The organism is Rhodococcus sp. Q (genome assembly GCF_005503035.1).
GTDB lineage: Bacteria > Actinomycetota > Actinomycetes > Mycobacteriales > Mycobacteriaceae > Rhodococcus_G.
Genome location: NZ_SCOY01000016.1, coordinates 1 through 23,229, shown reverse-complemented (window position 1 = coordinate 23,229; position 23,229 = coordinate 1). Strand labels below are relative to the sequence as shown.

Here is a 23,229-nt window from a genome sequence, read left to right as displayed (position 1 = left end):
GCTCAGTCTTCGCGTGGTCCAGACGGCCGCGCTCAGGCTTTCGCGTGGTTCCGACCGCCACGTGAGGTGTAGCGCGGTCCCGACAGCCAGGAGCCCGATCGGTGTTCGAATCCCTTTCCGACAGGTTGACAGGTGCCCTCAAGGACCTGCGAGGCAAGGGCCGGTTGTCCGGCGCCGACATCGACGCCACCTGCCGCGAGATCCGGCTGGCTCTGCTCGAAGCGGATGTGGCCCTGCCCGTCGTCCGCTCCTTCATCGCGAAGATCAAGGAGCGGGCGAAGGGGGCCGAGGTTTCGGGTGCGCTGAACCCGGCACAGCAGGTCGTCAAGATCGTCAACGAGGAACTCGTCGGCATCCTCGGTGGGGAGACCCGGCGGCTGCAGTTCGCGAAGACGCCGCCGACCGTCATCATGCTGGCGGGTCTGCAGGGCTCGGGTAAGACCACCCTCGCGGGCAAGCTCGCGAAGTGGCTGACCGCTCAGGGGCACACCCCGCTCCTGGTCGCCTGCGACCTGCAGCGTCCGGGCGCGGTGAGCCAGCTCCAGATCGTCGGTGAGCGGGCGGGCGCCGCCGTGTTCGCCCCGCATCCCGGCACGTCGATCGGCGGCGGGGACAACGCGCTCGGCGTGTCCGCCGCCGACCCGGTCGACGTCGCGCGGCGCGGTGTCGAGGAGGCGCGCGCCAAGCACCACGACGTCGTGATCGTCGACACCGCCGGTCGCCTCGGTATCGACGAGGAGCTCATGGCGCAGGCCGCGGGCATCCGCGACGCCGTTCAGCCCGACGAGGTGCTGTTCGTCCTCGACGCGATGACCGGTCAGGACGCCGTGCACACCGCCGAGTCGTTCCAGTCGGGTGTCGGGTTCACCGGTGTGGTCCTGACCAAGCTGGACGGCGACGCCCGCGGCGGTGCCGCACTCAGCGTCCGCGAGATCACGGGCAAGCCGATCATGTTCGCGTCCACGGGTGAGAAGCTCGAGGACTTCGACGTCTTCCACCCGGACCGGATGTCGAGCCGGATCCTCGGCATGGGCGACGTGCTCACCCTCATCGAGCAGGCGGAGCAGGTCTTCGACGCCGAGCAGGCCGAGGCCGCCGCGATGAAGATCGGCTCCGGCGAACTGACGCTCGAGGACTTCCTCGAGCAGATGATGGCCGTGCGCAAGATGGGCCCGATCGGCAATCTGCTCGGGATGCTGCCCGGCGCGGGCCAGATGAAGGACGCGCTCGCTCAGGTCGACGACAAGCAACTCGACCGGATTCAGGCGATCATCCGCGGCATGACGCCTGCGGAGCGTGCCAACCCGAAGATCATCAACGCGTCGCGTCGTCTGCGCATCGCGAACGGCTCGGGTGTGAAGGTCTCCGACGTCAACCAGCTCGTCGACCGGTTCTTCGAGGCCCGCAAGATGATGACGGCGATGGCCGGTCGGATGGGTATGCCCGGCGCGCGGGGGTCCCAGCGATCGCAACGCGGCAAGAAGGGCAAGAAGGGGAAGAAGGGCGGCAAGGGTCCGACGCAGCCGAAGATCAGGGGCGGTTTCCCCGGCATGCCGGGCGGGATGCCCGGTGGATTCCCGGGCCTGCCCGCGGGCATGGACCTGTCGAAGATGCCGAAGGGCCTCGACGAGCTGCCGCCCGGCCTCGAGGGCCTCGACCTGTCCCAGCTCAAGCTCCCGAAGAAGTAGACGGTGGCGTTTCGGCTGGCCGGGCGGGGTCTGCCCGACGAGCAGGATCTCGAACTGTGGGTCGGTGACGACGGGCTGATCTCGACGGAGCCGGTGCCCGGCGCGCAGACGCTGACCGAGACCGCGTGGGTCCTGCCCGGACTGGTCGACGCGCACTGCCATGTCGGGATCCGGTTCGGCGGTGGTCACGAGGATGAGGCCGGGTTGATCGCGCAGGCCGAAACGGAACGCGACTGCGGTGTCCTGCTGCTGCGTGACGCCGGTTCGCCGGTGGACACCCGGCACCTCGACGACCGCGCCGACCTGCCGAAGATCATCCGTGCGGGCAGGCACATCGCGCTACCCAAGCGGTACATCCGCGGCCTGCCGGTGGACCTGGAGGACGAGTCGCAGCTGCCTGCCGCCGTCCGCGAGCAGGCGCTCGCAGGCGACGGCTGGGTGAAGATCATCGGCGACTGGATCGACCGGGACGCCGGTGACCTCCGTCCGCTGTGGAGTGACGCCGTGCTGAAGGAGGCGATGGCCGCTGCGCACGAGGTCGGTGCCCGGGTCACCGCCCACGTCTTCGGCGAGGACGCGCTGCCGGGTCTGATCGGTTCCGGCATCGACTGCATCGAGCACGGCACCGGACTGACCGACTCGACGATCGAGATGATGGTCGAACACGGCACGGCGCTCGTGCCGACGCTGATCAACATCGCGACCTTCCCCGAGATCGCCGATTCCGCGGATCGGTTCCCGGTGTATGCGGCGCACATGCGCGACCTGCACGCGCGGGTCGGGGACACCATCGGCGCCGCCCACGACGCAGGCATCCCGATCTACGCGGGCACCGATGCCGGCGGATCGATCCGGCACGGACGGCTCGCCGACGAGGTCGCGGCGCTGTCCGCGGCCGGTCTCGGCCCGACGGCGGCCCTCGGCGCCGCCTGCTGGGATGCCCGTCCCTGGCTCGGTCATCCCGGACTCGAAGCCGGTGCGCCCGCAGATCTCGTTGTCTACGAGCAGGATCCGCGCACGGGTCCTGAGGTGCTCGCGACTCCTGACCTGGTGGTGTTGCGGGGGCAGATCGTGACGAGGCGCGGCCGGTTCGCGTAGGGATCGCCGGTTCCCGCTACACGACGGAGTCGAGTGCGGTGATGATCGCGGCGACATCGGTGCTCTCGGCGGCACGAATGTGACGGACGATGCTCGCGACAGGCTCCGGCTGGTCGGCGACCACCCGGCCGATGAGCTTCGCCTTGCCATCGATCAGCTCCACGGCCGGAGCCACGAACGTCGACGGTGTCACCGAGAGCAGCATGGCGGTCCGCCACGCGTCGTCGCGGGCGGCCTCGACGCTGAAACGCAGCGCCAGTTCGGGGGCGTCGTCCGCCAGTTCGGTCAGCTCACCGATGCGCGGCGAGAACTGTTCGATCACGGCACGGACCCGTGGAATCAGCGATGCCAGGATCTCGTTCAGGTGATCGAAGTCGGCATGGAACCCGCTCAGTGCGGAACCGCGGAACTTCGTGCCGGTGACGACGCCGAGGTCGAGGTTCACATGGGCGTTGATGCCGAGCAGCAGGTTCTGCAGGATGATCAGCTTCCCGGTGCGGACCCGGTCGAACGCGAACTGCCAGCTGCGGGTTGGCGTGCCACCCGAGGTGTAGGTCTCGTAGGCGGCGAAGTAGCGGTTCGCGAAGGACGCGTCGAAACCCGACATCCGCGGTCCGTCGTCGAAGGACCCGGCGACGATTCCGTTCTTCACCTCCAGCGTGACCTGGCGGTACAGGGCCGCGAAGTACCCGAGCGGATCCCGCCGCGAGGTGGTGTCGGCGATGATTCCGGTCAGGATCGACAGCACGTCGTCGATGGTGGTGGCCTTCACGCTGCCTCCCGGGGTGCCCTCACCGTTCCGTGCAGCCTACGCCCGCAGGCGGGGCCAGGCGGGGCAACTCAGCGAACGCAGCCGTCGCCGCCGTCGCCGGCCAGTGCGGTGAACCGGACCTCGCTGATCGAGGTCACGTCGTTGAACGGCGCCGAGGTCTGGCCCGCTCGGTTGGTGACGGGTTGGCCGTCGACGGTGTCGACAACGGTCAGGGTCGCGGTACGGGCGCGGTGGTCGACGGGCGTGGTCTGGATTCCGCGGCGCGGTTCGAGTTGCTGTTCGACGGTGGTGCCGTCGTCGAAAGTCCACTTGACCCTGGTGACCTTGCGGTTCTGGGCGAAGCGGTCGGAGCCGTCGGGGTCGGTCTTGTCGTGGCCGGGGTCGATGCCGACGGTCGCGAGGGCGACCGTGCACGGGAAGCTGACGGCGAGGGTCTGGCCGCGGGTCCCGGTGCAGCGCCACGCGGAACTGACGTCGCCGTCGATCGCGTTGGGTGCCTCGTAGGTGTGGCTGCGTCCGGTGGAGTCGATCGCGGGCGGGACCGGTGTGCAGGTCGGCAGCACGGCGGTGGGGGTGACGGCGACGGTCTCGCCGGCGGCACCCATGTCACCTCCGAGGTCGCCGCTTCCGGCGCCACCCCCGAACTCCCCGCCGTCTTCCTCGGTCGCGGGTGCCGCGCTCCCCGCGACCGAGCTGTCGTCGCTGAGCGCCCGGTTGAGGAGGTAGCCGCCGCCCGCGAGCACGACGAGGACGGCCGCGATCGAGGTGAGCACCACGAGCCAGCCACGTCCCGACAGGGGAGCCTGGGGAGGCTCGGCCGGATCGGTGGGCGAGGGCGGGGTGTTGTCGGTCATGCGGTCTCCGCCTTCGTCGGCTGGTCGGTCGGCGCCGGCTCCGGCGGGAGAAACGGCTCGTGAACGGGTTCCGGGGTGCGGCGTGCCTGCACGAGTCCGATGTCGTAGGCGAGGGCCGCGAACGCGACTACGGCCTGCACCGCGGCCAGCGCCAGGAGCGTGATGCCTGCCCACCCGAGGCCGACGACCACGGATTCGGACGCGTCCGCTGCACTGCCGATCAGGTCCGCAGGCGTGTCGACGCTGCTGACGACGATCAGCAGGAAGACGGCGAGCAGCACGCCCACGGTCGCGGCGGAGGTCGCGATCGTGTGCAGGACGGGCGTGGCTCCGCGGAGGTGGGAGAGGCGGGGGAGGGTCGACAGTCCGGCGACCAGTCCGGCGAACAGCAGCGCCGCGACGACGGTCATTCCCTGAGGCAGGGCGTAGCCGCTGACGCTGACGACGCCTGCGGAGGTGTGTGCCGTCAGGTAGGGGCCGAGCCCGACGAACAGCGCGGCCAGCCCGAGCAGCAGGACCACGACGGCCAGCGCGATTCCTCGGCCCCGCTCGGGTGCGGGGGGACCGTCGGCGAAGCTGGGGAACGGCACGGGTGTTGTCGCCGGTGGCGGGGGCGGTGTCGATGTCGGTACTGGTTGCGATGGCGGTGTCGAGGACGACAACGTCGAACCCCCCTTTGAGTCGTCGAGCCTGTGTCGTCGAGCCTGAGTCGTCGGGCCGCGGTCGACCGGATTCTAGGCAGTCCGTGGGCGTACCGGTGCGCTATCGGGGTGCGGGCGAGTCGTGGGGCGGGCCGGCCGGGGCGATTGGCTCCGGACGGTCCGCGTCTGGCAGAATGGACCGCTGTTCGCCCGTCTCCGGTTCCGTACCGCGCGGCGGTCACGACATCCCCTTCAACGCAAAACCGGGTGCGCACGCCTTGCGCATCGCTGAATTGCGCCGTGACCATACGAAAGGCTCCACCATGGCTGTCAAGATCAAGCTCACCCGACTCGGCAAGATCCGCAACCCCCAGTACCGCATCATCGTCGCGGACTCTCGCACCCGTCGTGACGGCCGTGCGATCGAGACCATCGGCAAGTACCACCCGAAGGAAGAGCCGTCGTTCATCGAGATCGACTCGGAGCGCGCGCAGTACTGGCTGGGTGTCGGCGCGAAGCCCACCGAGCCGGTCGAGGCTCTGCTGAAGATCACGGGTGACTGGCAGAAGTTCAAGGGCCTGCCGGGCGCCGAGGGCACCCTCAAGACCAAGGAAGCGAAGCCGTCGAAGCTGGAGCTGTTCCAGGCTGCGCTCGCCGCCGCCGAGAACGAGCCGGTCGCCGAGGCCATCACCCCGAAGAAGAAGGCCGCCAAGAAGGACGCCGACGAGGCTTCCGAGGCGCCTGCCGCCGAGGCCGAGGCCGCTGCGGATTCCGAGGCTGCTGACAAGTGAGTGCCGTTGTCGCCGACGCCGTCGAACACCTCGTTCGCGGCATCGTCGCCAATCCCGACGACGTCCGGGTCGAACTGATCACCGGCCGTCGCGGGCGCACCGTCGAGGTGCACGTCAATCCTGACGACCTCGGCAAGGTGATCGGCCGTGGTGGCCGCACCGCAACTGCTCTGCGGACCCTCGTCGCCGGCATCGGCGGCAAGGGCATCCGCGTCGACGTGATCGACACCGATCAGTAATTCGGTGGAACTCGTTGTCGGCCGTGTGGCCAAGTCGCACGGCATCAGGGGCGAACTCGCCGTCGAGATCCGCACCGACACCCCGGAGCTCCGCTTCGCCGTCGGTGCGGTTCTGCGCGGCCGTAAGCCTCGTGATCGGAAACTGACCGATTACACGGTGGAAGCCGCCCGGGAGCACTCCGGGCGGCTTCTGCTGCGTCTGAAAGGCGTCGACGACCGCACTGCGGCCGACGCGATGCGCGGCACGCTCTTCGTGGTCGACAGCGCGGACCTGCCGCCGTCCGACGATCCGGACGCCTTCTACGACCACGAACTCGAGGGCCTGCAGGTGCGGCTCACGGACGGCACCGTCTTCGGGACCGTGAACGAGGTGCTGCACTCCGCGGCCGGGGAACTACTCTCGGTGCGCCCCGCAGGCGCGGAGAGCGGCGAGATCCTCATTCCGTTCGTGACGGCGATCGTCCCGGTCGTCGCCGTTGCCGACGGGTATGTCGAGATCGATCCGCCCGAAGGATTGCTGGACCCGGAGTAGCCGTGCGCCTCGACGTCATCACCATCTTCCCCGAGTACCTCGAACCGTTGCGAACTGCGTTGCTGGGCAAGGCAATCGACAAGGGTCTCGTGTCCGTCGGCGTGCACAACCTGCGGGACTGGACGCACGACGTGCACAAGGCCGTCGACGACTCCCCGTACGGCGGTGGTCCCGGCATGGTCATGAAGCCGACCATCTGGGGTGACGCACTCGATGCGGTGTGCCCCGACGACGCGCTTCTCGTCGTTCCCACCCCCGCCGGAGTTCCCTTCACGCAGGCGACCGCTCAGCGGTGGTCGCGGGAGAAGCACCTGGTCTTCGCGTGCGGCCGCTACGAGGGCATCGACCAGCGGGTGTTCGACGACGCCGCCCGCCGCGTGCGGGTCGAGGAGGTGAGCATCGGCGACTACGTCCTCATCGGGGGCGAGGCGGCGGTGCTGGTCATGGCTGAGGCCGTGGTGCGTCTGATGCCGGGAGTCCTCGGCAATCAGCAGTCCCACGAGGAGGATTCGTTCTCGGACGGGCTGCTCGAAGGCCCGAGCTACACCCGGCCCGTCACCTGGCGCGGACTCGACGTCCCCGAGGTTCTGCTGTCGGGTAACCACGCGAGAATCGAGCAGTGGCGGCGTGAGCAGTCGCTGGAGCGGACCGCGCAGCGTCGACCCGACCTGCTGCCCGACGACCAGTCCTGACTGCGCGTCAGCCGATTCGTCCCTCCGGGAACAGGATTCGCACGACCTCGGTGATCGTCTCCCGTGCGTGCGCGGCGCTGGCGTCCTCGACGGCCGCGTCGAGCGAGGTGTCGGGAAGCGCAGCAACAACTTGGTTCAGGCTGTCGCTGCCGGTGCCGTAGTCGACGTCCTCGTGGGACACCACGACCAGGACGTACCGTGACTGCGGACCGATCACGGCCGTGGACAGGTGTACCCACCGGCCCGCGGTGCAGCACATCCACCCCTGTTTGACCGCGACGTCCCCCGACTCGTAGACGAGGGCGTCGGGGATGCCGAAGCGCTGGTCGTAGCCGTCGGCGGCGGTGGGGGTGGCGGCGCGCAGATGCGAGAGGATCGTCTCGGACGCCTCGTTGCTCAGGCCGCCGGTGCCGCCCAGGAGTCCCGCGTAGTACTCGACCAGGTCGTCGGGGGTGGTCATCGTGTTCCACCAGTTTCCGTCCCACGGCGCGGTGGTGGCCTGCAGCCCGTAGCGGGCGACGACGGCGTCGACGATCGCGTCCCCGCCGTACGCGAACCACAGCGCGTTCGCGGCGGCGTCGTCGGAGCGTTCGAGCATCCGGGCGACCAGCTCGAGGTCGTCCGCGGACGGTGTCGGATTCTCGTGGAGGACCGCATCCGCGATGAAGAGCTTTGCCACGGATGCCGTTTCGACGGCGGTGCTGCCGTCGGCGACGATGTGGTCGCCGGTGGAGCGGTCGAGCAGCGACACGGCGACGTCGGCTCCACGCGCCGCCGCCGCTGCGCGTGCGGCGGCGACCCGGTCGGTCATGTCGGAGGGCAGCGGGCCTGATGTGGGGGCTGCGCGTGTCCAGCCTCCGGGGATCGGCGGCAGCTGTCCGGCGGACGGGACCACGGATGCCGGGACCGGTGGTACCGCATGCCTGGTCGGCAAATCGGACCATTGCTCGGACCGCTGGCTGTGGGTGTCCTCGACGGAGGCGTCGTCGACAGAAACCGGATCGACAGAACTCGACGGGAGAGCGCAGCCGAGCGCTGCGATCGTCGTCCCGATCGCGACGGCGAACGCCGCAACGCACCGACGCCTGTTCACCCTGCCGCCCTCGTGTCCGTTCTCTTCCACCCCAAATGCTAGCTGTAGGGTCGATCGCCGTGACCTCTGCCCTGAAATCCGTGAACCAGCGCATCGCCGAGGAACTCGACGTCCGGGAGGAGCAGGTCCGCGCCGCGGTCGACCTCCTCGACGGCGGTGCGACGGTCCCGTTCATCGCCCGGTACCGCAAGGAGGTGACCGGCGGCCTCGACGACGTGCAGTTGCGGCAGCTGGATGAGCGCCTGCGCTACCTGCGTGAACTCGACGAGCGGCGTGCCGCGATCATCGAGTCGATCCGCTCGCAGGACAAGCTGACCGACGAGCTCGAGGACCAGTTGATCCTCGCCGAGACCAAGGCCCGCCTCGAGGACATCTACCTGCCCTTCAAGCCGAAGCGACGCACCAAGGCCCAGATCGCGCGCGAGGACGGCCACCAGCCCGTCGCCGACACCCTTCTCACCGATCCGTCCGTCGATCCCGCTCAGTACACCGCCGAACAGCTCGACGGTGCCCGAGCGATCCTGGTCGAGCAGTTCGCGGAGGACGCCGACCTCGTCGGGGAACTGCGCGACACCATGTGGCGGCGTGGACAGGTCAGCTCCTCGGTCCGCAAGGGCAAGGAGACCGAGGGTGCGAAGTTCGCCGACTACTTCGAGTTCTCCGAGCCGTTCGAGAAGCTGCCGTCGCACCGGATCCTCGCGCTGATGCGCGGCGAGAAGGAGGAGGTGCTCTCGCTGAGCCTCGACGCGGACACCGAGCCGCAGGAGCCGGGGGTGCCCACCGTGTACGAGGGGCGCATCGCCGCCCGCTTCGGTGTCGCCGACCGCGGTCGCCCCGCGGACCGGTGGCTGCTCGACACGGTCCGCTGGGCGTGGAAGACGAAGCTGTCCATCAGTCTCGGGATCGACACCCGGATGCGGTTGCGTCAGTCCGCGGAGCGGGACGCCGTCGACGTGTTCGCCATGAACCTCAAGGACCTCCTCCTCGCGGCGCCCGCCGGTACCCGCGCCACGATGGGCCTCGACCCCGGATTCCGCACCGGCACCAAGGTCGCCGTCGTCGATGCGACCGGCAAGGTCCTCGACCACGCCACCATCTACCCGCACCAGCCGGCGAACAAGTGGGATCAGTCCCTCGCCACCCTCGCCGGGCTCGCCGCGAAGCATCGTGTCGACCTGATCGCCATCGGCAACGGCACCGCGTCCCGCGAAACCGACGCGCTCGCCGCCGACCTGATCGCGAAGTTCCCGGACGCGAAGCTGACGAAGGTCATGGTGTCCGAGGCCGGTGCATCGGTGTACTCGGCATCGGCTTACGCGTCGCAGGAGCTGCCCGACCTCGACGTCTCGATCCGAGGCGCCGTCTCCATCGCTCGCCGCCTGCAGGATCCGCTTGCCGAGCTGGTGAAGATCGACCCGAAGTCCATCGGCGTCGGCCAGTACCAGCACGACGTCTCCGAGTCCCTGCTCGCGCGGTCCCTCGACGCGGTCGTCGAGGACGCGGTGAACGCCGTCGGTGTCGACGTCAACACGGCGTCGGTGCCGCTGCTGTCGCGGGTGTCGGGCATCGCGGGCTCGCTCGCCGAGTCGATCGTCGCGCACCGCGACGCCAACGGCCCGTTCCGCACCCGCGCCGCACTCAAGGACGTGGCACGGCTCGGTCCGAAGGCGTTCGAGCAGTGTGCCGGCTTCCTCAAGATCACCGACGGCGACGATCCGCTCGACTCGTCGGCGGTGCACCCCGAGGCGTACCCGGTGGTCCGGCGAATCGTCGACGCGCAGGGTTCGACGGTGAAGGAGATCATCGGCAACACCACGATGCTGCGGTCTCTGCGCCCCCAGCAGTTCGCCGACGACCGGTTCGGTGTCCCGACCGTCACCGACATCATCGCCGAGCTCGAGAAGCCGGGCCGCGACCCGCGTCCGGAGTTCAAGACCGCCACGTTCGCGGCGGGCGTGGAGAAGGTCGCCGACCTCCACCCGGGCATGGTTCTCGAGGGCGTCGTCACCAACGTCGCCGCATTCGGTGCCTTCGTCGACGTCGGCGTGCACCAGGACGGTCTCGTCCACGTCTCCGCGATGTCGCACAGCTTCGTCCGTGATCCCCGCGAGGTCGTCAAGTCCGGTGACGTCGTGAAGGTCAAGGTCATGGAGGTCGACACAGCGAGGCAGCGCATCGGACTGAGCCTGCGACTCGACGACGAGCCCGGTGCACCGAAGCAGTCGGGGCCGCGCGGCGGTGAGCGCCAGGGCGGTGACCGTCAGGGCGGCGGTAACCGTGGCGGCGGCGGTCAGCGCGGCGGCGGTGAACGTCAGTCCGGCGGTAGGCAGCAGGGCGGCCGCGCCGAGCGACCCGCGTCGGGCTCGATGGCCGACGCACTCCGCAAGGCCGGCTTCGGCAGCTGACCAACACGCGCAGGGCGCCGCCGGGAGAAACGCGGCGCCCTGCGTGGGATGCTGGGCCGGTGGCAAACGCGGTCGATCCGAAGAACATGTCGTGGATCCCCGGTGGCACCTTCTGGATGGGCTCGGACGACTTCTACCCCGAGGAACGTCCGGTGCACCAGGTGCACGTCGACGGCTTCTGGATGGACACCCATCCGGTGACGGTGGCGGAGTTCCGACGGTTCGTGAAGGACACCGGACACGTCACCGTCGCCGAGACCGCACCCGACCCGGCCGACTATCCCGACGCCGATCCGGCCGACCTGGTCCCAGGTTCGCTGGTGTTCATGCCGCCTCCGGGACCGGTTCCGCTGGACGACTTCCGGCGCTGGTGGTCGTGGGTACCGGGTGCGAACTGGCGGCACCCGGAGGGGCTGGGCAGCAATGTCGGTGGGCGCGAACGGCATCCGGTCACGCACGTCGCGTACGGGGACGCCCTCGCGTACGCGCAGTGGGCGGGCAAGGAGTTGCCCACCGAGGCCGAGTGGGAGTTCGCGGCCCGTGGGGGTCTCGACCGCGCCACGTACGTGTGGGGTGACGAGTTCGCGCCGGGCGGTCGGCACCAGGCCAACACCTGGCAGGGCGAGTTCCCGTGGCAGAACCTCACCGAGGACGGGTTTCCCGGGACGTCGCCGGTCGGGTCGTTCCGACCCAACGGCTACGGACTGCTCGACATGGCAGGCAACGTGTGGCAGTGGACCACCGACTTCCACAGCGCCGACCACAGCGCCTCGGGGCGGAACGTGGCTCCCGCGAGTCCGTGCTGCATTCCCCGCAATCCCAGGGTCGAGGCGGCGGTCCGGCGCGACGGGGAGACGTACCCGCGGCGGGTGATCAAGGGCGGCTCGCACCTGTGCGCACCGAACTACTGCCTGCGGTACCGGCCGTCGGCGCGGCAGGGCGACACCGAGGAGACCGCGACCTGCCACATCGGGTTCCGCTGCATCACCAGGGCGTCGGGACCACGCTGATGCGGCACTGGTTCGAGCACCAGATCGTGGAGACCGGCCGGCTGCCGCTGCTGTTCTTCCTGCTCGGATTCATCGGCGGATTCGTCTTCATCCGGCTGAGCGTGCGGATGATCCGTGCGCAGGTGAAATGGTGGCCCGGCAACATCACGCCCGGCGGACAGCACGTGCATCACGTGGTCTTCGGCGTCGTCGCGATGCTCGTGTCCGGCGTCGCGCTGATCGCAACCTACGAGGACGGCACCCAGGTGTCGGGAGCCGTGTTGGCGGCGCTGTTCGGGATCGGTGCCGCGCTCGTGCTCGACGAGTTCGCCCTGATCTTCTACCTCAAGGACGTGTACTGGTCCGAGCAGGGCCGCGCGTCCGTCGATGCGGTTTTCGCCGCGGTCGCCGTCACGGGGTTGCTGTTGCTCGGCGCACGGCCGGATTCGATCGTCAATCCCTCCGACTTCCGGGACAACCCGAACCCGTGGGTGCGGCTGGCGCTGGTCGTGTCGGCTCTGATCAGTCTCGCGATCGCCGGCGTGGTGATCGCGAAGGGGAAGGTCTGGACTGCTCTGTTCGGCCTGTTCATCTCGCCGATGCTCCTCGTCGGGGCCATCCGGTTGAGCAGGCCCGGGGCACCCTGGGCGCGCTGGCGCTACCAGGACAAGCCGAAGAGGATGGCCCGTGCGGTGGAACGGGAGAAGCGCTATCGAAGGCCGCTGATCAGGGCGAAGATCTACGTCCAGGACCTCGTCGCGGGCAAGCCCAGCGTCGAGCACGCGGTGACGGCGACCGAGGCCGAACTGGAACGCACCGTGCGGCCCGCGCCCGCGCCGACCCACCACGGGTGACCCGTCCGATTTCCCGTCGTACCTGCTGTCTGGCACAATTGTGGGGTTGCCTGCACAGGCGCACCCCTTAATCGGAGTACGAACCAGCCGAGTGCCGTGAGAACGGTGCCGCTCGGGTCCTCTGCTCATGCGAAGAAACGCAAGGATGAATCAATGAACACACTGGACTTCCTGGACGCCCAGTCTCTCCGTAACGACATCCCGGACTTCCGCCCCGGCGACACCGTCAACGTGCACGTCAAGGTCATCGAGGGCTCCAAGGAGCGCGTGCAGGTCTTCAAGGGCGTCGTGATCCGGCGTCAGGGCGGCGGCATCCGCGAGACCTTCACGGTCCGCAAGGTGTCCTTCGGCGTCGGCGTCGAGCGCACCTTCCCGGTGCACAGCCCCAACATCGCCCAGCTCGAGGTGCTGACCCGCGGTGACGTGCGTCGCGCCAAGCTGTACTACCTGCGCGACCTCCGTGGCAAGGCCGCGAAGATCAAGGAAAAGCGCTGAGCTTTCGGCTCACCCGTGCGCTGAGCTTTCAGCTCGTGTCGCACTGAGCTTTCGCGTAAGTCGGATTAGCCCGGCCCAGAATTTCTGGGCCGGGCTAACCTGTTTCGGTGGCAGATACCCCGCAGGAATCGACGGCGCCCAACTATGGCGCGAACGGCCCCGACAGTACGTCGGAGAGGCCGAAGAAGAAGTCCCGCTCCTTCTGGCGGGAGCTCCCCATTCTGATCGGTGTGGCGCTGCTGTTGAGCTTCGTGCTGCAGACGTTCATCGCTCGGGTGTATCTGATCCCGTCGGAGTCGATGGAGCCGACACTGCACGGATGCGCGGGTTGCACGGGCGACCGGATCCTGGTGGAGAAGATCGGCTACCACTTCGGTGATCCGGAACCGGGTGACGTGGTCGTGTTCAAGGGCCCGGATTCGTGGAACGCCCAGTGGACCTCGACCCGGTCGTCGAATGTCGTGGTCCGCGGGATCCAGGAGGTCGGTTCTCTGGTCGGCCTGGTGCCGCCGGACGAGAACGATCTCGTCAAGCGGGTCATCGCGACGGGCGGCCAGACCGTCGAGTGCTGTGACGACCAGGGGCGGGTTCTGGTGGACGGCAAGCCTCTCGACGAGCCGTACGTGGTGACCGACTTCCCGTTCGTCCCCGGGCGCCAGACGTGCGACACCCCCGTCCGGTCGGGCCGCTGCTTCGGCCCGTACACCGTTCCCGAAGGCAATCTGTGGGTGATGGGTGACAATCGGAGCAATTCGGCCGATTCGCGGTATCACGTCGCCGACGAGTTGGGTGGAACGGTGCCGATCGACAATGTGATCGGCAAGGCCGTCGCCATCGTGTTGCCGCCGTCGCGGTGGGGGATGATCGACTCGCCCAATCCGCAGTCCAACTGACCGGCCGCAATACTGGAGAAGTGACGCAAGCGAAGTGAATCGACCGACGTGACCAGGTGGCCGCCCCGCACCGTGATCCGCAGATCCTCCGGTCTGCGGACGATGGAATCCGCCCTCATCCGCACGGGACTCGGTCCCGTCGCCGGAGTCGACGAGGCGGGTCGCGGTGCGTGCGCGGGCCCACTGGTCGTCGCCGCGTGCGTGCTCGGGCCGAAGCCGCATCGAGCGCTCGAAGGTCTGGACGACTCGAAGAAGCTGACCGAGCGGACGCGCGAGGAACTGTTCCCGGTGATTCAGCGGCTTGCGGCAGCCTGGTGCATCATCGAGATCCCCGCAGCCGAGGTCGACTCGCTCGGCGTGCACGTCGCGAACATCGAGGGCATGCGACGGGCGGTGGCGGGGCTGCACCTGTCGCCGGGTTACGTTCTGACGGACGGGTTCCGGGTGCCGGGTCTCGCCGCGCCGTCGCTGCCGGTGATCGGCGGAGACGCGTCCGCGGCGTGTATCGCCGCGGCGAGTGTGCTGGCGAAGGTCTCCCGCGACCGGACGATGGTCGCGATGGACGATGCCATCCCCGGATACGGGTTCGCCGGCCACAAGGGCTACAGCACCGCAGCGCACACCGAGGCCCTCGGGCTGCTCGGTCCGAGCCACGAACACCGCATGTCGTACGCGAACGTACGGTCCGCGATGGGTGGTGCGGCGGGTGCGATGTACACCGCGGCGGTCGGTGCGGGATGATGGGACGTCGACACCCGACACCGGGTTTCCCGGGCAGGCGATACGCAGGAGGACGACCCAACCGATGAGTGCCGAAGATCTCGAGAAGTACGAAACGGAGATGGAGCTCTCGCTCTACCGTGAGTACAAGGACATCGTCGGCCAGTTCGCGTACGTCGTGGAAACCGAGCGCCGCTTCTACCTCGCGAACTCCGTCGAACTGGTCCCGCACAACGCGGACGGGGAGATCTACTTCGAGGTGCGCATGGCCGACGCGTGGGTGTGGGACATGTACCGGCCCGCGCGGTTCGTCAAGCACGTCCGGGTGATCACGTTCAAGGACGTGAACATCGAGGAACTCGAGAAGTCCGATCTGCGTCTGCCCGAGAACGGCCCGTTCGGGGGCTGATCCAGGGCATGTCTCCCAATCCCCGTTTCGGCGCCCCTACCGCCTGATCGCCGCCCTGCTGCGTTGTCGTCGGCACCGATACAACAGCGGTATCGGCTTCTCCTCCGCACAGGGCGGAGCCCGCTGCGCGACTCCTGGGCCTTGCAGGACGACGATCATTTCGCCAGGTGCATCCGAGTGGGACTGGGAGACACGCCCTAGGCGAGCCGGACGCCGCCGTCGACGAAGGTCGTGCGCAGCAGGAACGCCGCCTCGTCGCCGACGACTCCCTCGACGAGTGCGAGGTAGCGGTCCACGAACTCCGGTCCGTGTGGGGCCACGTCGGATCCGTCCGGTTCGAGGTGGTGCGCGAGTTCGTGCAGGATCACCAGTTCGCGCAGCGCCCAGCGGGTACCTGCGCCCGACGTCGGGACGGCGAGGGTGGCGGTGTCGGGTTCGTAGTGCGCCGCGGTGGTTCCGGCACGGTCGCGGACGGTGATCGGTGTCGCGGAGCGAGGCCAGCGGGCCCGCACCCAGTTCAGGGCGAGGACGCGGTCGCAGTAGTTCTGCACCGAGTGGACCGAGGCGAATCGGCGTTCGACCGGCAGCGTGAGCCGCGAGCCGAACAGTTCGACCTGGCGGCCGGTTCCGGCGTCGGCGCGGTCGAAGATGCGTCGCACCAGTGCTTCCGCGTCGTACACCAGGGACCGCTGGGTGTCGCGGACCGTCACGCGAGCCGCTTCCTGGCCCCGGGCAACTCGGGGGACTGCCCGATCCGGGCGTCGCGTCCCGCTCGGTCGCCTGCCCGCCGGGCCTTGTCGGACCGTGCGACACCCGACTGCGGGCCCCGCCACGTACCCCGCGCCTGCGACGTCTGCGAGTAGAAGTCGCGGAGCTCGATCTGCTTGTCGCGCAACACGAGTGCCGTGCCGGTTGCCTCATCCGGATCGGCGCCGACCGCGGTGGCCTCGACGTCGCGTTTCGTCTCCGCGAGCCGCTGCCCGATCCGCGCAGCGAACGCCAGCTGGAAGTTCAGTCGAGCGGTGACCCCAGCGACCGGACGATGCGCGCCGGAGCGTAGATAGGCGTCCGAGGCCCGCACCATCTGCATCAGCAGCGACGAGTACAGGGCCTCGCAGGTGTCGAGGTCCGAGTCGAACCCGTACGCGAACACGCGGGTCGAATTGCTCGCGACATCGCATTTCACGTCGTTGGCGGCGGCGATCGCGACGAACAACTGCACGTACGTGCGCAGCCCCTTGCGGCCGGGTTCGCCGATCGCGATGGCCCGCTGCACCGGTGTCTGACGGCGTTCCCGCGTCGCGGTGTGGGCGCGGGCCACCGCGAGATCGATCGCGGTGACGGTGGCGAGGCGCTGCGCGGCCTCCATGAACGCCTCGGCCTCGTGCGGGTTGTCCGTCGACTCGGCCTGACGGAGCAGCCCACCGATCCGGACCAGCATCTTCTCCGAACTCACCCGGCCCAGGGTAGCGGCTCCCACCGACGGGCCCCGGCTCGCTTGTCGTCAGGCGCGGAGGTAGGCGAGCACCGCGAGCACCCGCCGGTGACCCGCGTCCGACGCCGACAGCCCCAGCTTGGCGAAGATGTTGCCGATGTGCTTGCTCACCGCGGTGTCACTGACCACCAGCCGCGCGGCGATCGACGCGTTGTCCAAGCCCTCGGCCATCAGACCCAGGACCTCGGACTCGCGCGGCGTGAGGGACCGGATCGGGTCGTCGGCGCGGCGCCGACTCATCAGCTGCGAGATCACCTCGGGGTCCATCACCGTCCCGCCCGCGGCGACCCGTCGCAGCGCGTCGGTGAACTCGGCCACCCGGCCGACACGTTCCTTGAGGAGGTAGCCGAGGCCGTTCGCGCCGTCGGCGAGCAGTCCGCTGGCGTACCGGTCCTCCACGTACGCGGAGAGCACCAGTACCGGGAATCCCGGTCGGCGCCGCCGCGCCTCGGCCGCCGCCTGCAGTCCCTCGTTGGTGAACGTCGGCGGCATCCGGACGTCGAGCACCGCCGCGTCCACCGAGTCGAGGGTCTCGAGGAAGGAGTCGGGATTGTCCACCGCGGCAACGACGTCGAACCCTTCGCTGCGCAGCAGCAGGGCCAGTCCCTCGCGCAGCAGTGCATCGTCCTCGGCGATCGCTATCCGCACGGCAACTCCACTCTCAACGTCGTCGGTCCACCGACCGGGCTGTTCAGGTTCACTGTTCCTTCGAAGGCCCGGGCCCGGCGCCGGATGCCGGCGAGTCCGCCGCCGTCCCGTTCCCGCGCGCCGCCGCCGCCGTCGTCGACGACCTCGATCGTGAGGACCTGTCCGGCGCCCGCAGCCGCGGTGCGTACCGTGACTGCGACTCGTGCCGCGCCGCTGTGTTTGACCACGTTGGTCAGTGCCTCTGCGACCACGAAGTACGCCGCGGACTCCACCGCGGCCGGGACCCGTGCGAGCCCGTCGGCGTCGAGCACGCACGGCACCGCGCACCGTCCGGCCAGCGCCGACAGGGAGCCGTCCAGGCCCAGCTCGTCGAGGATCGGCGGATAGATGTCGTGCACCACGGTCCGCAGGTTCGCGAGGGCGTCGGCGGCGGCCTCCTGCGCCCGCGCCAGCTGCGGCAGCGCCTGATCGGGGTTCGTGGTCAGGGAACGTTCGGCGAGCCCGAGCATCATCACCACGCCGACGAGCCGGTTCTGGGCGCCGTCGTGCAGATCCCGCTCGATGCGCCGCAGTTCGGCGGCGTGGGCGTCGAGCGCGGCGGCGCGGCTCTCGGTCAGCGCGCTCACCCGCGCCGCCAACTCCGCTTCCCGTGCCGGCGCCAGGAGCCTGCGGGTGAGCCCGGCCACGCCGCGAGCCATCACCGGGACCAGCCACAGTGCCAGCCCCGCGTAGAGCGCGGCGACCACCGGCATCGCCGCGGCGGTCCACCAGGACGTCACCGGGAACGGGTTGCTCACCGGTTCGCCGGCCGGCATCGCGGACCAATAGGCCGGGACCAGTAGGGAATTCACCACCGCGAGTGGCAGACCCACCGCAAGGACACCCGCGATGGGTGCGAGGAGCGCGTGCAGCAGCACCCACCAGGCGTCCCGCCGAGTCGACGGCGCGGTCAGCAGCCGCCGCGTGGCGGTGAACGTCGGGTCCGCCGGGATCACCGGATAGCTCTGGGACACCGACTCGCCGAGGAACCGGCCGGTGCGGGTCCTCGCCAGACCCGCCCACCATCGCAGCATCCGCACCGCACGGGGTGCGATCAGCCATCCCGGACCGATCACGACGAACACGACGAGCAGCACGCCGACGGGCAGCAGCGCCAGAGAGACGAATCCGGCCGCCCCTTCGACGGCCAGGAAACGGGTCGCCCGCCACCACCTGCGCAGGATCCCGGTCGTCGACATGGATCCCAGCATGCCGTATCGGACCGGGTCGGTCGGTACAGCCAGCTACACCATCGATCGGGTACCTCGGTGGATCGGAATCACGCATCGGCGTCAATAGCGTTGGGAACCATGCAGACATCAACAGTGACCGAAGTTCGGGTCCCGTCCGGTACCGCACTCCGGCTCGACTCGGTGACCAAGACGTACGGCTCCGGCGCGGCGGCCGTCACCGCCTTACGTGGAGTGGACCTGCACCTGACGCGGGGCTCGTTCACCGCGGTGATGGGGCCGTCCGGCTCCGGGAAGAGCACCTTCCTGCACTGCGCGGCCGGCCTCGATCGCCCGACGAGCGGATCGGTGTGGCTCGGCGGTACCGACATCTCGCGGTTGAAGCCGAAGGCGCTCACCAGGTTCCGCCGCGACCACGTCGGCTTCGTGTTCCAGGCCTACAACCTGCTGCCCGCGCTGACGGCCCTGCAGAACATCACCCTGCCGTTGCTGCTGGCGGGCGAGTCCGTCGATCCCGCCTGGCTGGATTTCGTGGTGGACGCGGTCGGCCTCACCGACCTCCGTGGGCGCAGGCCCGCGGAGATGTCCGGTGGTCAGCAGCAGCGGGTGGCCATCGCCCGCGCCGTCGTCACACGTCCCGACGCGGTGTTCGCCGACGAGCCGACCGGAGCCCTCGATTCGCGGACCGGGCGCCAGGTACTCGACCTGCTGCGGCGGACCGCCACGGATCTCGACCAGACCGTGGTCATGGTCACCCACGATCCCGTCGCCGCAGCGCACGCCGACCGGGTGGTGTTCCTCGCGGACGGAGTCTTCGTCGGTCACGTGGACCGGCCGACGCCGCAGCAGGTCGCCGACCACATGACCCACCTCGGGGAGTGGTGACGATGAGGGCACTCGCCCGGGCCGGTGTCCGCGAGCACCGCGGCGGCTTCGTCGGCATGTTCGTCGCGGTCCTGTGCGCCGCGATGCTCGTCACCGGACTCGGGGTGCTGATCGAGTCGGGCATCCGTGGCGGGCTGGCGCCGCAGCGCTACGCCGGTGCGGACGTCGTCGTCGGCGCGCAGCAGCGCCTGGCCGTCCCGGAGGACGTCGACCCGGCGCTGCCCGAGCGGGCCACGCTGCCCGCCGACGTGGTCGGGGAACTCGCGGCGCTGCCGGGGGTCGGCCGGGCGGTGGCCGACACGACCGTTCCGCTGTCGTGGGCGGGGCGGCCGGTGCAGGCGCACGGCTGGTCCGCTGGAGCGATCACCCCGTACGAGATCCGGCAGGGCCGGGCGCCCGCGAGCGCCGACGAGGTGGTCGTCGACGACCGACAGCCGGCCCGGCTCGGTGACCGGATCCCGCTGGCGCACGGCGGCATCGGCGCTGAGTACACGGTCGTCGGCGTCGCCTCCGCGCGGGACGGCGACACCCCGGACCGCGCGGCGCACGTCTTCGTCACCGACTCGCGTGCCGCGGAGTTGTCACCGCGCCCGGACAGGGTGGACGCAATCGCGATCGATGCGGCCGACGGCACGTCCGTTCGGGTCCTGGTGGACGAGATCCGCCGGGCCGCGCCCGAACTCGAGGTCCACACCGGTGCCGCCCGAGGTGACGTCGAGTTCCTCGACTCCGGAGCCGCGCGAGGCGAACTCGTCATGATCGGATCCTCCTTCGCGGGCACCGCGGTGCTGATCGCGATGTTCGTCGTGGCCACCACCCTGTCACTGACGATCGCCGGACGTCGGCGCGAATTCGCTCTGCTGCGCGGAATCGGCGCCACTTCCGGGCAGATCCACAGGCTCGTGGGTCACGAGGTACTGCTGGTCGGCACGGTCGCCGCCGTGGTGGGTACGGTGCCCGGCTACCTGCTGGCCGGGCTGCTGCGGTCCCGGTTCGCCGCCGTCGGGATGCTGCCCACCGACTTCGCCCTGGCGTACAGCCCGCTTCCCGCCGTCGTGGCCGTCGTACTGAGCGTGCTGACCGCGCGGGTCGCCGCGGCGGTCGCCGCCCGTCGACCCGCACGGATCGACCCGGTCGACGCACTGCGAGAGGCGTCGGCCACCCCGGCCACCATCGGTCGTGGTCGGCTGATCACCGGACTGGTCCTCGGCGCGCTCGGGCTGGGTACGTCGATGACGCCCGTCGTCGTGCACGGCGCGGCGGCTGTTGCGGGCGCGGCGAGTTCGGCGGTGCTGCTGATGATCGCGGTCGGGCTGCTGGGGCCGCGGCTGGTCGCGGCCGCGGTGTCGCTCGTCGGGGGACCGCTGCGCCGGTCGGGCCGGCCCGCGCTGGTCCTCGCCGCCGCCAACGCCGGCTGCAATGCGCGTCGGCTCGCGTCCGCGATCATCCCACTGGCGCTCGCGATCGGGCTCGGGTGCGTGCAGGTGTTCGCCCAGACGACAGTCGCGGCGGAGGCGAACCATCAGACGAGGGAAGGCGTCACCGCCGACTTCGTCGTCACCGCACGCGGTTCCGGACTCTCATCCGACGTCGGCGCCGCCGTCGCCGCGATGCCCGGAGTGTCGGCCGCGAACCCGGTGGCCCGGAGCCAGGCGTTGATCCCGCACGGAGTGGGGGAGGAGTCGGTCATCGAGCGGTACGCACTGCAGGGAGTCGACCCCGGCGCGACCGCGGACACCCTGGACCTGAAGGTGGTCGACGGCAGCCTCGACGGGCTCGCCGCGCCGGACACCGTGGCACTGAGCACCGATGCCGCGCAGACGATCGGGGCTCGCGTCGGCGACACCGTCGACCTGCATCTCGGCGACGGCACCCCCGTCGCCGCGGCGGTCGTCGCCACCTACGGTCGCGGGCTCGGTTTCGGCGACGTCACCATGGCGAACGCAGTCGTCTCGGAGCACACCTCCAGCGGGCTCGACGACTCGATCCTGGTCCGCACCGAACCCGGCAGGCAGGGCGAGGTCGGGCAGGCGCTGACCGCGGCCGGGTTCGAGGCGGTCGACCGCGCCGCACTCGGCGCTGCCGGCGAGCAGGAACGGAATGCGCAGTCGTGGACCAGCCTGATCGCACTCGCCGTCCTCCTCGGTTACCTCGCCGTGGCCGTGGTGAACACCCTCGTGATGTCGACCGTCGAGCGTGGCCGCGAGTTCACCTTGCTGCGGCTCGTCGGGTCGAGTCGGCGGCAGGTGCGGGCGATGATGCGCGCCGAATCGGTGATCGTCGTCGTGATCGCCGCGGTGGTCGGCACCCTCGTCGCGCTGCCACCGCTGGTGGGTGTGAGCATCGGGATCTCGGGGCAGCCGATCCCGACGATCTCCCCGGCCGTGTACGGCGGAATCATTGGCGCGACGGTCGTGCTGGGCGCGTTGGCCATCGCGATCCCCACGCGGATCGCCGTCCGGCGGACCTGACGAGGGGCGCAGGCAGCTCGGGTTGTCCACAGCCCCGGATTCCATCCACAGGGCCGGCGAAAACCCTGGTGACTCCGCTGCTTCGGGTGCCGGCGGGGTGCAGGGTCGGGGCATGGCGCGAAATCTGGAGTTGGGGGCGCTCGGCGAGGACTTGGCCGTCGAGCATCTGGTGGCACGGGGTCTGGTGGTGCTGGCGCGCAATTGGCGGTGCCGGTACGGGGAGGTGGACGTGATCGCCCAGGTGGGCGATGCGGTGGTGTTCGTGGAGGTGAAGACCCGCAGCGGTCGCGGTTACGGCACCCCGGCCGAGGCGGTGACGCACGCGAAGCAGGTCCGGATCCGCCGGTTGGCGGCATTGTGGCTGCGCGAGCAGGAGCGTCGGTGGCCGCGGGTGCGGTTCGACGTGGTGTCGGTGGTGCTGGCGCCGGGTTGCGAGCCGGAGTTGACGCATCTCGAGGCGGTGTTCTGATGGCGCTGGGGCGTGCGTACTCGGTCGCGGTGCGGGGTGTCGAGGGGGAACTCGTCGAGATCGAGGCCGATCTGGGTCGCGGGTTGCCGGGGGTGCATCTGGTCGGGTTGCCGGACAGTGCGCTCAAGGAGTCGCGGGACCGGGTGCGGGCGGCGGTGACGAACACCGGTGAGAAGTGGCCGGATTCGCGGATCACGCTGGCGTTGTCACCTGCGACGCTGCCGAAGGGTGGCAGTGCCTACGACTTGGCGTTGTCGTGTGCGGTGTTGGCGGCGGCGGGTGTCGTTCCGGTCGGCGACCTGGACAAGAGCGTGCTGCTGGGGGAGTTGGCGCTCGACGGCCGGTTGCGGACCGTGCGGGGCATCCTGCCTGCCGTGCTCGCCGCGAAGCATGCGGGGTGGACGACGGTGGTGGTGCCGCACGTCGCTCTCGCGGAGGCGGGCCTCGTCGAGGGCATGGACGTGCTCGGTGCGCGGGACCTGCGTGAGGTGGTCGAGTGGCTGCGTGGGGAACTCGTGCTGTCCCGTCCGGCCGTGGTGGATCGGGACGGCGTGCGCGCGGTGCCGGACCTGAGTGAAGTCGCCGGCCAGGACGAGGCGCGGCTGGCGTTGGAGGTCGCGGCGGCCGGGGCCCATCACCTGATGTTGACGGGGCCGCCGGGGATCGGGAAGACGATGCTGGCGCAACGGCTTCCGGGGATCCTGCCTGCGCTCGGTGAAGAGGAGTCCCTGGAGGTGACGGCGATCCATTCGGTCGCCGGGTTGCTGACCGCCGATCAGCCGCTGATCACTGAGCCGCCGTTCGTCGCGCCACACCACACCTGTTCGATCAGCGCGCTCGTCGGGGGTGGGTCGGGGATGGCGCGTC

At 69.8% G+C, this 23,229-nt stretch carries 25 protein-coding genes; 17 read left to right on the top strand and 8 right to left on the bottom strand.

Annotated elements, in window-relative coordinates; all coding sequences use genetic code 11:
- The first annotated feature begins 101 nt into the window (after nt 1-101).
- A complete protein-coding gene (ffh, locus tag FFS72_RS16090; RefSeq protein ID WP_137874889.1) occupies nt 102-1,688 on the top strand; it encodes a signal recognition particle protein in 1,587 nt (528 codons plus the stop codon).
- Between the two features lie 3 nt (nt 1,689-1,691).
- A complete protein-coding gene (locus FFS72_RS16085) occupies nt 1,692-2,786 on the top strand; it encodes an amidohydrolase family protein (RefSeq protein ID WP_137874888.1) in 1,095 nt (364 codons plus the stop codon).
- A 16-nt stretch (nt 2,787-2,802) separates the two neighbouring features.
- Here FFS72_RS16085 and FFS72_RS16080 read toward each other — a convergent pair whose 3' ends face one another.
- The 3 genes from FFS72_RS16080 to FFS72_RS16070 form a co-directional block, all read right to left on the bottom strand.
- Nucleotides 2,803-3,558, bottom strand: a complete 756-nt coding sequence (locus tag FFS72_RS16080; RefSeq protein ID WP_137874887.1) for a DUF5995 family protein — start codon at nt 3,556-3,558, stop codon at nt 2,803-2,805.
- 68 nt (nt 3,559-3,626) lie between these two features.
- Entirely contained in the window at nt 3,627-4,412 is a 786-nt protein-coding gene (locus FFS72_RS16075; protein ID WP_137874886.1) for an NADase-type glycan-binding domain-containing protein, read from the bottom strand.
- Nucleotides 4,409-5,002: a DUF5336 domain-containing protein gene (locus tag FFS72_RS16070; RefSeq protein ID WP_137874885.1), complete on the bottom strand. Its 594-nt coding sequence runs from the start codon at nt 5,000-5,002 to the stop codon at nt 4,409-4,411. Before FFS72_RS16070 ends, FFS72_RS16075 begins: the two co-directional genes overlap by 4 nt.
- A 374-nt stretch (nt 5,003-5,376) precedes the next feature.
- Here FFS72_RS16070 and rpsP point away from each other — a divergent pair, with 374 nt between their 5' ends.
- Genes rpsP through trmD form a run of 4 tightly spaced genes read left to right on the top strand, consistent with a single transcriptional unit; the run spans nt 5,377 to nt 7,307 of the window.
- Complete coding sequence (gene rpsP / locus FFS72_RS16065) at nt 5,377-5,844, top strand: 30S ribosomal protein S16 (protein WP_137874884.1); 468 nt, start codon at nt 5,377-5,379, stop codon at nt 5,842-5,844.
- Nucleotides 5,841-6,083, top strand: coding sequence for an RNA-binding protein (locus FFS72_RS16060; RefSeq protein WP_050067119.1), 243 nt, complete (start codon nt 5,841-5,843; stop codon nt 6,081-6,083). The genes rpsP and FFS72_RS16060 overlap by 4 nt, the downstream gene beginning before the upstream one ends.
- A gap of 4 nt (nt 6,084-6,087) precedes the next feature.
- Nucleotides 6,088-6,615 carry a ribosome maturation factor RimM gene (rimM, locus tag FFS72_RS16055; protein WP_137874883.1) on the top strand — a complete coding sequence of 176 codons (528 nt, stop codon included), beginning with the start codon at nt 6,088-6,090 and terminating at the stop codon, nt 6,613-6,615.
- A 2-nt stretch (nt 6,616-6,617) separates the two neighbouring features.
- Nucleotides 6,618-7,307: a tRNA (guanosine(37)-N1)-methyltransferase TrmD gene (gene trmD, locus FFS72_RS16050; RefSeq protein WP_137874882.1), complete on the top strand. Its 690-nt coding sequence runs from the start codon at nt 6,618-6,620 to the stop codon at nt 7,305-7,307.
- Between the two features lie 7 nt (nt 7,308-7,314).
- Here trmD and FFS72_RS16045 read toward each other — a convergent pair whose 3' ends face one another.
- The gene (locus FFS72_RS16045; RefSeq protein WP_249353359.1) at nt 7,315-8,400 is read right to left on the bottom strand and encodes a serine hydrolase; all 1,086 of its coding nucleotides are present in this window, start codon (nt 8,398-8,400) and stop codon (nt 7,315-7,317) included.
- A gap of 35 nt (nt 8,401-8,435) precedes the next feature.
- Between FFS72_RS16045 and FFS72_RS16040 the strand changes: the two genes are divergently transcribed.
- From FFS72_RS16040 to FFS72_RS16010, 7 genes are all read left to right on the top strand, one after another.
- Nucleotides 8,436-10,805 carry a Tex family protein gene (locus FFS72_RS16040; RefSeq protein WP_137874881.1) on the top strand — a complete coding sequence of 790 codons (2,370 nt, stop codon included), beginning with the start codon at nt 8,436-8,438 and terminating at the stop codon, nt 10,803-10,805.
- A gap of 86 nt (nt 10,806-10,891) precedes the next feature.
- A complete protein-coding gene (locus tag FFS72_RS16035) occupies nt 10,892-11,815 on the top strand; it encodes a formylglycine-generating enzyme family protein (RefSeq protein WP_137874949.1) in 924 nt (307 codons plus the stop codon).
- Entirely contained in the window at nt 11,815-12,648 is an 834-nt protein-coding gene (locus FFS72_RS16030; RefSeq protein WP_137874880.1) for a hypothetical protein, read from the top strand. The genes FFS72_RS16035 and FFS72_RS16030 overlap by 1 nt, the downstream gene beginning before the upstream one ends.
- Nucleotides 12,649-12,801: 153 nt before the next feature.
- Nucleotides 12,802-13,143, top strand: coding sequence for a 50S ribosomal protein L19 (gene rplS, locus FFS72_RS16025; RefSeq protein ID WP_050067125.1), 342 nt, complete (start codon nt 12,802-12,804; stop codon nt 13,141-13,143).
- 107 nt (nt 13,144-13,250) lie between these two features.
- Complete coding sequence (gene lepB, locus FFS72_RS16020) at nt 13,251-14,036, top strand: signal peptidase I (RefSeq protein WP_137874879.1); 786 nt, start codon at nt 13,251-13,253, stop codon at nt 14,034-14,036.
- A gap of 48 nt (nt 14,037-14,084) precedes the next feature.
- Nucleotides 14,085-14,777 (top strand): ribonuclease HII, encoded by a 693-nt coding sequence (locus FFS72_RS16015; protein WP_137874878.1) that lies wholly within the window; start codon nt 14,085-14,087, stop codon nt 14,775-14,777.
- Between the two features lie 64 nt (nt 14,778-14,841).
- Nucleotides 14,842-15,165, top strand: coding sequence for a DUF2469 domain-containing protein (locus FFS72_RS16010; protein ID WP_007536792.1), 324 nt, complete (start codon nt 14,842-14,844; stop codon nt 15,163-15,165).
- A gap of 197 nt (nt 15,166-15,362) precedes the next feature.
- Here the strand turns inward: FFS72_RS16010 and FFS72_RS16005 are convergent, their stop codons facing one another.
- The 4 genes from FFS72_RS16005 to FFS72_RS15990 are packed head-to-tail and all read right to left on the bottom strand — an operon-like array spanning nt 15,363 to nt 18,546.
- The gene (locus FFS72_RS16005) at nt 15,363-15,875 is read right to left on the bottom strand and encodes a TIGR04338 family metallohydrolase (protein WP_137874877.1); all 513 of its coding nucleotides are present in this window, start codon (nt 15,873-15,875) and stop codon (nt 15,363-15,365) included.
- Nucleotides 15,872-16,621 (bottom strand): DUF2786 domain-containing protein, encoded by a 750-nt coding sequence (locus tag FFS72_RS16000; RefSeq protein WP_137874876.1) that lies wholly within the window; start codon nt 16,619-16,621, stop codon nt 15,872-15,874. The genes FFS72_RS16005 and FFS72_RS16000 overlap by 4 nt, the downstream gene beginning before the upstream one ends.
- A gap of 48 nt (nt 16,622-16,669) precedes the next feature.
- Nucleotides 16,670-17,308, bottom strand: a complete 639-nt coding sequence (locus FFS72_RS15995; RefSeq protein ID WP_137874875.1) for a response regulator transcription factor — start codon at nt 17,306-17,308, stop codon at nt 16,670-16,672.
- Complete coding sequence (locus FFS72_RS15990; RefSeq protein WP_137874874.1) at nt 17,299-18,546, bottom strand: sensor histidine kinase; 1,248 nt, start codon at nt 18,544-18,546, stop codon at nt 17,299-17,301. Before FFS72_RS15990 ends, FFS72_RS15995 begins: the two co-directional genes overlap by 10 nt.
- 111 nt (nt 18,547-18,657) lie before the next feature.
- Here FFS72_RS15990 and FFS72_RS15985 point away from each other — a divergent pair, with 111 nt between their 5' ends.
- The 4 genes from FFS72_RS15985 to FFS72_RS15970 form a co-directional block, all read left to right on the top strand.
- Nucleotides 18,658-19,422, top strand: a complete 765-nt coding sequence (locus tag FFS72_RS15985; RefSeq protein ID WP_137874873.1) for an ABC transporter ATP-binding protein — start codon at nt 18,658-18,660, stop codon at nt 19,420-19,422.
- Between the two features lie 2 nt (nt 19,423-19,424).
- Nucleotides 19,425-21,893, top strand: coding sequence for an ABC transporter permease (locus FFS72_RS15980; protein ID WP_137874872.1), 2,469 nt, complete (start codon nt 19,425-19,427; stop codon nt 21,891-21,893).
- A 112-nt stretch (nt 21,894-22,005) separates the two neighbouring features.
- A complete protein-coding gene (locus tag FFS72_RS15975) occupies nt 22,006-22,362 on the top strand; it encodes a YraN family protein (RefSeq protein WP_137874871.1) in 357 nt (118 codons plus the stop codon).
- Nucleotides 22,362-23,229 (top strand): YifB family Mg chelatase-like AAA ATPase (locus tag FFS72_RS15970; RefSeq protein WP_137874870.1); only part of this gene is annotated, 868 nt, incomplete at its 3' end. The genes FFS72_RS15975 and FFS72_RS15970, both read left to right, overlap by 1 nt.

What these genes read in the sequence shown, in the direction of transcription:
- FFS72_RS16075 (WP_137874886.1), bottom strand. Translation starts at nt 4,412, where the DNA reads ATGACCGACAACACCCCGCCCTCGCCCACCGATCCGGCCGAGCCTCCC.
- rpsP (WP_137874884.1), top strand. Translation starts at nt 5,377, where the DNA reads ATGGCTGTCAAGATCAAGCTCACCCGACTCGGCAAGATCCGCAACCCC.
- FFS72_RS16040 (WP_137874881.1), top strand. Translation starts at nt 8,436, where the DNA reads ATGCTAGCTGTAGGGTCGATCGCCGTGACCTCTGCCCTGAAATCCGTG.
- FFS72_RS16035 (WP_137874949.1), top strand. Translation starts at nt 10,892, where the DNA reads ATGTCGTGGATCCCCGGTGGCACCTTCTGGATGGGCTCGGACGACTTC.
- FFS72_RS16030 (WP_137874880.1), top strand. Translation starts at nt 11,815, where the DNA reads ATGCGGCACTGGTTCGAGCACCAGATCGTGGAGACCGGCCGGCTGCCG.
- rplS (WP_050067125.1), top strand. Translation starts at nt 12,802, where the DNA reads ATGAACACACTGGACTTCCTGGACGCCCAGTCTCTCCGTAACGACATC.
- FFS72_RS16010 (WP_007536792.1), top strand. Translation starts at nt 14,842, where the DNA reads ATGAGTGCCGAAGATCTCGAGAAGTACGAAACGGAGATGGAGCTCTCG.
- FFS72_RS15990 (WP_137874874.1), bottom strand. Translation starts at nt 18,546, where the DNA reads ATGTCGACGACCGGGATCCTGCGCAGGTGGTGGCGGGCGACCCGTTTC.
- FFS72_RS15985 (WP_137874873.1), top strand. Translation starts at nt 18,658, where the DNA reads ATGCAGACATCAACAGTGACCGAAGTTCGGGTCCCGTCCGGTACCGCA.
- FFS72_RS15980 (WP_137874872.1), top strand. Translation starts at nt 19,425, where the DNA reads ATGAGGGCACTCGCCCGGGCCGGTGTCCGCGAGCACCGCGGCGGCTTC.
- FFS72_RS15975 (WP_137874871.1), top strand. Translation starts at nt 22,006, where the DNA reads ATGGCGCGAAATCTGGAGTTGGGGGCGCTCGGCGAGGACTTGGCCGTC.